The sequence below is a fragment of the Bacteroidales bacterium genome, from assembly GCA_012519055.1.
Lineage (GTDB): Bacteria > Bacteroidota > Bacteroidia > Bacteroidales > Salinivirgaceae > JAAYQU01.
The window spans coordinates 22,645-30,433 of the sequence record JAAYQU010000017.1; the positions used below are offsets into that span (position 1 = coordinate 22,645).

At 35.1% G+C, this 7,789-nt stretch carries 7 protein-coding genes; 1 reads left to right on the top strand and 6 read right to left on the bottom strand.

The window, feature by feature from the left end; translation table 11 throughout:
- Positions 1–119 precede the first annotated feature (119 nt).
- From GX311_03770 to GX311_03780, 3 genes are all read right to left on the bottom strand, one after another.
- Positions 120–1,103 (bottom strand): hypothetical protein, encoded by a 984-nt coding sequence (locus tag GX311_03770; GenBank protein NLK15496.1) that lies wholly within the window; start codon positions 1,101–1,103, stop codon positions 120–122.
- Between the two features lie 31 nt (positions 1,104–1,134).
- Entirely contained in the window at positions 1,135–1,353 is a 219-nt protein-coding gene (locus GX311_03775; protein NLK15497.1) for a hypothetical protein, read from the bottom strand.
- Positions 1,354–1,552: 199 nt separating this feature from the next.
- Positions 1,553–3,190 carry an alkaline phosphatase family protein gene (locus GX311_03780; protein NLK15498.1) on the bottom strand — a complete coding sequence of 546 codons (1,638 nt, stop codon included), beginning with the start codon at positions 3,188–3,190 and terminating at the stop codon, positions 1,553–1,555.
- A gap of 164 nt (positions 3,191–3,354) precedes the next feature.
- Here GX311_03780 and GX311_03785 point away from each other — a divergent pair, with 164 nt between their 5' ends.
- Positions 3,355–3,528 carry a MarR family transcriptional regulator gene (locus GX311_03785; protein NLK15499.1) on the top strand — a complete coding sequence of 58 codons (174 nt, stop codon included), beginning with the start codon at positions 3,355–3,357 and terminating at the stop codon, positions 3,526–3,528.
- A 120-nt stretch (positions 3,529–3,648) separates the two neighbouring features.
- Here GX311_03785 and GX311_03790 read toward each other — a convergent pair whose 3' ends face one another.
- From GX311_03790 to GX311_03800, 3 genes are all read right to left on the bottom strand, one after another.
- On the bottom strand, positions 3,649–4,704 hold the full coding sequence (locus tag GX311_03790) for an endonuclease/exonuclease/phosphatase family protein (protein NLK15500.1): 1,056 nt from the start codon (positions 4,702–4,704) through the stop codon (positions 3,649–3,651).
- 7 nt (positions 4,705–4,711) lie between these two features.
- The gene (locus tag GX311_03795) at positions 4,712–6,157 is read right to left on the bottom strand and encodes a hypothetical protein (protein ID NLK15501.1); all 1,446 of its coding nucleotides are present in this window, start codon (positions 6,155–6,157) and stop codon (positions 4,712–4,714) included.
- Between the two features lie 60 nt (positions 6,158–6,217).
- Positions 6,218–7,789, bottom strand: a 1,572-nt coding sequence (locus tag GX311_03800; protein NLK15502.1) for a PAS domain-containing protein, incomplete at its 5' end; no start/stop codon positions are given.

Sequence of the window (7,789 nt, forward strand, 5' to 3'; positions counted from 1 at the left end):
TTTTGCGCATAAATGGGTAGAAATTAGTTGATAGAAATTTATAAAACACAAAAAAAGACTATCTTGAAAGTAAAGACAGTCCATATTGTTTTTTTGTATATCTTAAATTAAAAACAACTCTATTTTTTTTCGACTACTAGATAAACAAATGTTTGATTTAAAACATGATATGCAATTTCACCAAAAGTTACCGGTCCACTTATTCCTTTAAGTTTTTTTCCTTCAAGTCTGAAAGTAAAATAATTCATCAAGCAATTGCAAGAAAATATAATGTTTTGCTTGTCTGAAGCAGCTATTCGCTTTTCAAATTCTCTTTCATAATTGATATTTGAACTTTGAGCAATCCGATAATTTACATTCGGGAAAACAGGTGCGACAAGAATTGCATTTTTTGCTTCCCTATCCCATATTATTCCCGTGTTAAGATGTGCTCCAGAGTAATTTGCCACTATAGGGAGTCTTTCATCTGACTTAATTGAGGTAAAATAATCATAAAGAGATTGCACTTTACCGTTTACGGTACAAACGCTACTGTCAAAGCCTTTATTAGGGAAGGTTATGTTATCGCTATTGCCTGGTTTGTACAAGTTAATAATTTCGGTTCTTGCTACTAAATTGTCGGGGAGTTTTACGTGCATGGCAACTCCATCTGTTTCTGATTTGGTATTACCATTGTATGTTTTCGCTGTCGCTTTTCCTAACTCAGAAAAATCAGCACCTGAAACCCACCCAACTATTGGGTTTATATATATATTGTCGTACTCTGGCGAGTTGAGTGCATATTGTTGCCACACAGGTTGAAACACCGGAAGTATTAGCATTGTAAAACCGTTTTCAAATTCATCGGCAACTATATTATTTATATTTTCTTTGTCGTAGTTTACAATTTTAAAACCTTCTTGTATGCCGGTAATATCGGTAACATGAATTAATTTTTTGCTGAACTTTCCTCCGTCTATACTCATAAAGTAGGGAGTTGTTCCAGCAATCCATTTCCCTTTTGGGAGTTGATCTAATACACTTTCATCACCTGCAAGTAGAAGAACTCTGTTGTTATTAATCATCTTAACAACCTGTTCTACAGGTTTTAGTGAATTTTTCATTTTAAAATTGTAAGTTGAGCTTTCGTATTAATTATCCGAAAATTTCTTCTAGGTCTCGGGCAGTGGCTTTTTCATATTTGGTAAACAGGGAATGAATCTCATCAACGGCCTTTTGAGGTTTAATTCGTCCTGAATTAACATCGTTAATAGCCTGAGATACTTTCATTTGTAACACAAAGTTAGTTAGTTTGTAATCTCCTTTTCCGGTAACAAGATCCAACCATTCTTTTTTGCTTTTATCCGGTATCATAGCTATAAAAATTTGACGTTTTGCTGTTATTGATTTGCAATTTAGTTATAAAATTTGAATACTACAAATCTTTCTAAACATAAAAAACCGATCATTGACCAATTTGTTGATGTAAAGTGCCGGCACGTTAGTTTAAAGTACTACTATTTATCCATAAAGAACAATTTACGATCTTTTGGGAAATATGCTATTATTTTAACTATTTATTTTTTTGCATTAGCTCATTAATTACTTCACCCGATGAGCCACCTGGAGCAACTATATCGAGCATTGCTGCTATTGTTGCAGCTATTGAAGTTGTTGAAATGTTTTTGTAAATGGTGGTCCGTGGTATTTCCCAGCCAAACCAAATTAGAGGGACATGTGTGTCGTAATCATATCCAGAGTTTGATTGCACAACGTAATCGGATTTTTCAATCCAGCCAGGCTCAAGATTAATAATAACATCTCCTGAACGACGTTGATGATAGCTTCTTTGCATAAGAGCAAAGCTTCCATCGGTAAAATTAGCGGACTGTAGTGTGTTTGCAGTAACAGCATTTACAACACCTGAGAATTGTAAAGTAAAACGTGCCAATCTCTCTTGTATGTCAGTAAGCGAAAGACTAGAATCTTCTATGAGTGTGTGGTTTAAGTAGAACTGCTTTTCGCTATAAGCGGTAATCCATTCTCCTTGACCATACACAACGTTTAGATAACTTTTTGCTAATGTAAATAGTTGACCTTGGTTAAATATACCCGAAGGTAGGCTCATTTGTTTTAAATATTCCGGAGAGTGAGGGCAACCTCGATCTGAAGTTAGTACAAGCAAAACATCATTCATACCTATTACATTATCTAAGAAGTTGATAAATTGAGATAAATCCTCATCAAGACGAATGTACGCATCTTCAATTTCTACTGACATTGGACCGTGCTCTTGGTTTATTACTCCAATAGGGTTTAATCCTATGGCTAGAAAATCTGTGTAAGAATCACGACCTAACGAATCATTAATTATAACCTGTTTTGCAAAATCGAATGTAAATGTGTTGCCAAAAGGCGTGCGCGTAAGCACTTTATAGCTTTGTGCTATTTTTCTTTGAGCAAGCAAGTCGTACAAGAAACCAATTTTTTCGAATTTAAACTTATTGTTTTTTGTTTTGCTTTTACCAGCCGAATAATCTTCTACCTGAAGTTGTGGAGTCCATTCTCTTTTGACATATAATTCGGGCAATTTTTTTTCGTTGAATTCATTTAGCCAAGCTGGTAGCGAATCACAATAGTAGTTGCTTGAAGTCCAGTTGCCTGTATAAACGTCAAACCACCATGCTCCATCGGCTGCATGACCTCCAGCTAGTACCGAGGCGCGTCCGTCAAAAGCAAGTGAATGTATTTTTGATTGATGGTTGTTGTTTAGTGCAATTTCATCGGAAATCGTGGTTGTTAGCAGGTCGCGTGGTGAGAAATTATTGCTTTTACTGTCTGGCAACAGCGGTGTTACAGTTGCATCAATTCCAGCATATTTCTCTTCGTTTTTAATGCGTGTGTACCATTTGTCGCTTGTGATTCCATGTATCGAAGGTGTTGAGCCGGTTACTATAGTTGAATAACCCGGAAGCTGTTGGGTTAGCAGGTAGTCATGCCGGGCATTTGTACAAGTGGAGCCTTCAGCCAGTAGTCGGTTAAACCCGTTTTTGCCAAAGTTGTGTTTGAATTTTGCCAAATAGTCATATCGCATTTGGTCAACTATTACTATTACTATAAGTTTTGGTTTTTTTGAGGGTATATTAGGTACGTTTTGTGATAACAGAGGAAGAGTCCCTAATAATAAGACAGTAAAAAGTATTTTGTGCATTTTGTATTTATCAAATTAATTTATCTGTAATTTGTGGACAAATAATAATCGAACGCAAAAATATTCTTTATATTTGGTTTTATATGCTTTCTTAAGTTATTTTATTTTGAACAAAGCTTATGTTAATTGGTTACTAATAGTGAATCTTAAAAACAAATATGATTATGAGTACAGAAAAAGTTCTTGAAACAATGAAAAAAGCCGGCAAACCATTGAAAGCTGGACAGATTGCTGAATTGTCGGGTCTTGATAAAAAAGAGGTAGACAAAGCAATGAATACCCTAAAAAAAGAGGGTAAAATAGAGTCGCCTGCACGTTGCATGTGGCAACCTAAGTAAGGTAATTTTATAATAAAAAAAATAAAAGCCTGCAGCAAGTTTTGTGTTGCAGGCTTTGTTGTGTTCAATAATTTCGTTGTGGTAGCTAAACTTCTTAGTCAGACATATTGACAAAATAGGTTAATTGTCTATTTTTTCTTGTGTATCTAGCTCATAAAGTAGCAAATCAATGTAAATAGGGTAGTGGTCAGAGTATCCTCCGTTATAGCTAAACCCTACATAAGTTCTGAACGGTTTTTTCCCTTGATGTGTTCTGTCCTCTTCGGTTAAAAAATCGAAATCGCCTATATGGACATGCTCGGCAGATGTTTTGGTAGGATTTGGTGAATCGTCAATTAATGATTTGCTAAGTATCCAATGGTCAATACAGCTCCAAACACCTTGATATTTATGTGTTCCTTTATATTTTGATGGGTATACGGCTGTTGTCATGTTAACTAAGCGAGAGTTTTTGCGGTTGCTGTAATTTACAGCATGCAGAACATCTTTTATTACCTCATCGTCCGGATCGGTGTTTAAGTCACCTGTAATAATAATGTTTGCCTGTGGATTTGAGTCCAATATACTGTCAGTCACTCTTTTTAACGTCAATGAAACAGAGTCTCTTAATGGTCTTGTAGCAACCGCTCCTCCGTATTTCGAGGGCCAGTGGTTGACAAATATATGTAAAGTGTCACCGTTTAAAATCAAGCCTTTTGTGTATAGTATGTCGCGCGAAACTCTCCCTGAGTCATCCAATACGGCTGCGATAAAATGTTCTTCAAGGGGCCAAAATCTGTCTTTTCTGTATATAAGTCCAACATCAATTCCTCGTCTGTCCCTTGAATCTTTATGGATAATTTCATAACCCTGATATCGTAGTGGTGTTTGAATTATTAGCATTTCGATGACACTTCTATTCTCAATTTCGCAAAAACCTATGATATCGGGGGAACTGCCCTCGCCAACAGCAGCGATAACTTTATAAATATTTGATATTTTATTCCTAAGTTTATAATCTGTCCAGGCTCTTGAGCCTTTTGGAGTAAATTCATCATCGGCGGTGTTTGGGTCGTCTATAGTATCGAACAGATTTTCAACATTATAAAACATAAGTCTGTATCGGTCTTTGATATCTTGACAATATGCTTGACTGATAATAACAGCGGTAATTATTGTTAAAACTGTTTTCTTCATATTTGTTTTATTTTTCTTCCAATCTTTCATATGCTCCCAAATCGGGCTTAGAGTCGGTAGTTCTACTATTGCCTTTTAGGTCGAGAGGTGATAAATTTCCATATTCCAACAGACCTGCATCTTTTGCAGGAGATAGAGTGTCTAATTCAAAATTGTATTTTCCAATATCTTTAAAATTAACACCTTGCTCTGTTTTAATAATTTTCCCGAAATGTGTAGCGTCTGTTGTGTCAATATCTGTAGCTTGTAAAATACAGTAGTCAAAATAGTAGTTTGCGTTGTTTTGTTCAATCAAATCAACTACCAATTCTGACTGATTGTTTCCGTATTTTCCATAAATAATTGAGTTCGTAAAATTGCAACGCTCCAAAGGGTAAACGAATATTTGTTCCTCGTATTTATAATAGTTGCCTATAGCTACGGCAGGTGTTGTACGACTTGTGTATGGTGTGTAATTGGCAATTGTAGCATGGTTAAACCAATAGTTTCCACCCAATAAAAGGGATAAGGCGTGCATACCACAGTCGTTCACTACCAAATTATGTGACTCTATTGACGATGTTTTTGCCAAAATCCCTATTAAGTTCATATGCCTTATTATGGTATTATTTATTATAAGTCCGGGATTATGCTCACCTTGTACTGAGTCCATTTGGATACCAATTATTGCGTTTTCAATTATTGCGTTATCGATAGAGTTGTTTTTGCTTTTTTGAGTAAAATGCAGCCCTCCAAGCAGATAGATTGCACCTGTTTCAGTTTCAATCCATGCTCCCCACTGTCCAGACTTATCTTTGTAAAAAGGTTCTAATCTGTCAGATCTGAAAACAACAGGTTGTTCTGTGCTGCCTGTTACGTTTAGTGTGCCGTCAACGATAAGACTTGAACCATAATGAAAATGCACTGATGTTCCGGCTTCTATTGTCAGTGTGTTGTTCTCATCAACAAAAGCGTAGTTGTAAATTAAATAAGGTTTCTGGCTTGTCCATGTTTGAGAGGACAGATGTTGACCATTTATTAAAATTACATCTTGTCCAAATGCAACTAATTTAACATCGCTTCTGGAGTCTTCTGATTCGAAGACAATTGAGTCCTTTTCGACCATTTCGTCTCGGTTTGGGTCAATATTAGCTTCAATAAAGATGTATATTGAATCTTTTTTGTCAATTTCGATGTTACTGACTGTAGGACCATGTTGTCCGTCGACATTTATAGCAAAGTTAGATTCGCCACCCTTTCCTAAATAAATTGCTTTAAGCCTTATCTTTTGATTATTAGGATTGTAAACAGTAAAGTTTCGGGTTGTTGTGCCTATTGTTGTAAATACCGTATCAAACATGACGGTATCTGTAGAAAATTTCAGGTTCAAATTTCCAGAATCGATAAATTTATCGTCTTTACAGCTTATAAATAGTATGGAGACAATTGATAAAAAGAATACAATTCGTTTCATTTTTGAATTTTTGTAAAAACGGCTTTTCTTTACAAAAAGTATTTTATCACATCTGTTGATTTAGAACAATTCAACCTCAATATTTTGTATAAATGCAGTGTAGGTGTGTTCATCATCAACAACGGCGTCACTCAATAGGCATAAGACTTGCTTGTTTTCGCCAGTTTTAGTTGTAATTGTAATTTCAGTTCTGAATCCAACCTGCTTTTCTCTTTTAGGGTCAACCATGGCAGCAACAAAATCATTGTTTTTAATTGTTTCATCGCTAAACAATCCTCTAACATTTCTGCCAATAACTAATTTTTTATCTATGTTCCATAGATTCTCTGCTGAATTATTAAAAAACTCTACAACGCCTTTTTGATTAAACATTAGTATTGAGTCTAAAGCACCTTCTAATGTAAGCTCGTTTTTAATTTTGACTTTTTCTATTTCCAAAAATTGTTGTTGTAGATCTTTTTTTGCTTTCTCTAGCCTTATACTTAGTTCTACTTCCGAATTTTTTAATCTCTCTTCTTGAGCAAGTAGTTTTTTATTCTGATTTTGTATTCGTATTTCAAGTTCTTTCTGATTGGTAATGTCGTTTGCTATGAATATAATCCTGTCAACATCTCCATATATGTTATTTTTTGCCACTAAAGTTGTTTGAAACCATTTCTCAAGCCCTGCTTTAGACACCATTTGAAGTTGTCCTTCGTGTGGAATACCATTCACAACAGCATTCCAAATTTCTTCAATTAATTGCTGGTTATCTTCAGTAAAGAAATCAAATATACTTTTCTGCTTTAATTCGTTAGAAGAGAAATCTAAAGCATATTGAAAATTTTCATTAAAATCAAATATTTTTCCGGAAACTAAAAAATCCGCTTTCATGCTAGCTATGTTTAAAGCACGTATTTGTCCTTCATATTCAAGGCTTTGTTCTTTTTGTTCTGTAGTGTCAATTGCAAGGAAAAGTATTTTTTCTACTTCTCCATCTGTATTTTTTACAGGGGTGTAAGTTGCAATAGTCCATAAATCTTTTCCTCTTCTAGTAACGTGTTTCATGTAGTTCTCGTAGTGCTTGCTACCGATTGCCAAATTATTCCATACTTCATTAAACCAGCTACGATCCTTCTCTGATAAAAACATACTTATGTGGTGTCCTTCAACTTCCGAACTGCTATTATATTCAAGTTTATTTAAAAATTTGGAGTTTGCGTAAGTTAATATGCCATTAGTGTCGTATTCAGCTCTAATAAGTGTATGATTAACTGAGTTTGTAAAACTAATGTAGCGTTTTGCTTGGTTGGCGGCTTCTTCTTGAGTTGCTTGAAGCTCTTCCATATTTTGTCGCATCTCTTCCTCTTGTTGTGCAAGTCTTTCAGCCTGCTCTTGGCTTTCCTCCAGTAGTTTAGATGTACGTATGTTTATTTTTACGTTTCCTAGAGTAGAGCCAATACTTTCTGCAATTTTTTCAATAAATTCGAGATGGTGATTTTCAAAAGGATCAAATCCTGCTATTTCAATAACGCCGTGCACTTCATCATTGTATTTTAAAGGAGCTATTAATAAGTTTCGTGGATTTGACTGACCTAACCCGCTTGTTATTTCCAGATAATCATCGGGGACGTCATCCAGTACAAGTATTCG